Genomic DNA, 1,675 nt, shown 5'->3' on the forward strand with positions numbered 1-1,675 from the left:
ACAGGCGGATCGCCATCGGGTAGATCCGGTGCTCCTGCACGAGAATCCGCGCGGCGAGCGTCTCCTCCGTGTCGTCGTCGTACACGGGGACGACCGCCTGGACGATGACGGGGCCGGTGTCGACCCCTTCGTCGAGAAAATGCACGGTGCATCCCGAAAAACGGACCCCGTAGGAGAGAGCCTGCCTGGGTCCGTGCGTCCCGGGAAAGGAGGGGAGAAGGGCGGGGTGGATGTTCAGGATCCGGTTCGGAAAGGCGCGGACGAACACGGGGGTGAGCACCCGCATGAACCCGGCGAGGCAGACCAGCTCCGCCCCGCATCCGCGGAGGATCTCGACGAGTTTCGCGTCGAACTCCTCCCGGCCCGAAAAAGCCCGGTGATCCACCACCTCGGTGGGGATCCCGTGCTTTTTCGCCCGTACGAGGCCGTAGGCGTCGGCCTTGTTGCTGATGACGATCCCGACCGTGCAGGGGATCTCCCCTTTTTCCGAGGTGTCGATGATCGCCTGCAGGTTGGAGCCGCTCCCGGAGATGAGTACCGCGATCGTCGGTTTTTCGCTCATGGCTTCCCTCCCTCCAGCAGGACCTCGGGTTTCCCGTGTTTTCTTCCTTGTCGGACCTCCCCGATCACGAAGGCGGGGACGCCGGCCCTTCGGAAGTGCCGCAACGCGAGATCCGTGTCCCGGGGCCGCACCATCAGGACCATGCCGATCCCCATGTTGAACGTCCGGTACGCCTCATCCCGGGGAAGCCGCGCCGCTTCGACGAGGGTTAAGAAGACCGGCGGCACCGTCCACGTCCCGGTTTCGACGGCGGCCACCAGCCCGCGCGGCAGGACCCGCGGGACGTTTCCGGTGATCCCTCCCCCCGTGATGTGGGCCATCCCCCGGATCCGGATCTTCCGGGAGAGGGACAGAACCGGGCGGACATAGATCCTCGTCGGGCGGAGGAGTTCCTCGGCCACCGTTGCGCCCCATTCCGGGACCCGGGAGGTGATCTTCTTTTTCATTGGTCCGAAGACGACCTTCCGCACGAGGGAATACCCGTTGCTGTGGAGCCCCGACGAGGAAAGCCCCACGAGGAGGTCTCCCGCTCGCACGGCGCCTCCGTCGATGATATTTTTCCGGTCGACGGCTCCCACCGCGAACCCCGCCAGGTCGAATTCTCCCGGGGCATACACGGAGGGCATCTCCGCGGTCTCTCCCCCGAGGAGGGCGCATCCCGCCTGCCGGCACCCCTCGGCGATCCCCGAAACGATCGTGGCCCCCTCCCGCGCGGAGAGCCTGCCCGTGGCGTAGTAATCGAGAAAAAACAGCGGTTCGGCCCCGTGGACCAGGATGTCGTTCACGCACATCGCCACAAGGTCGATCCCCACCGTCCCGAGCCGCTTCGCCATCGCGGCGACCTTGAGCTTGGTCCCCACGCCGTCCGTGCCCGAGACGAGGACGGGATCGCGGTATTTCCCCGCGGGGAACCGGAAGAACCCCGCGAACCCCCCGATCCCTCCCAGGACCTCCCGGCGCCGGGTCGTCCCGACGATCGGGCGAATGAGGGACACCATCCGCTCCCCCTCGTCGATGTTCACGCCGGCGGAGGCGTAGGTGACCGTTTTTTTCACGATTTTTCCTCTCGAATGGCCCCAGAATGCACCCCCACGTTACTGACTCGCAAGTCTC

General features: G+C 66.1%; 2 protein-coding genes. Both read right to left on the minus strand.

Annotation, left to right across the window (positions count from 1 at the left end):
* On the minus strand, window positions 1–562 hold a 562-nt coding region (gene purN, locus VJ307_00420), incomplete at its 3' end, for a phosphoribosylglycinamide formyltransferase (protein HJX72588.1).
* The gene (gene purM, locus VJ307_00425) at window positions 559–1,617 is read right to left on the minus strand and encodes a phosphoribosylformylglycinamidine cyclo-ligase (protein HJX72589.1); all 1,059 of its coding nucleotides are present in this window, start codon (window positions 1,615–1,617) and stop codon (window positions 559–561) included. The genes purN and purM, both read right to left, overlap by 4 nt.
* Between the last annotated feature and the right edge of the window lie 58 nt (window positions 1,618–1,675).

Source organism: Candidatus Deferrimicrobiaceae bacterium (genome assembly GCA_035256765.1).
Taxonomy (GTDB): domain Bacteria; phylum Desulfobacterota; class Deferrimicrobia; order Deferrimicrobiales; family Deferrimicrobiaceae; genus CSP1-8.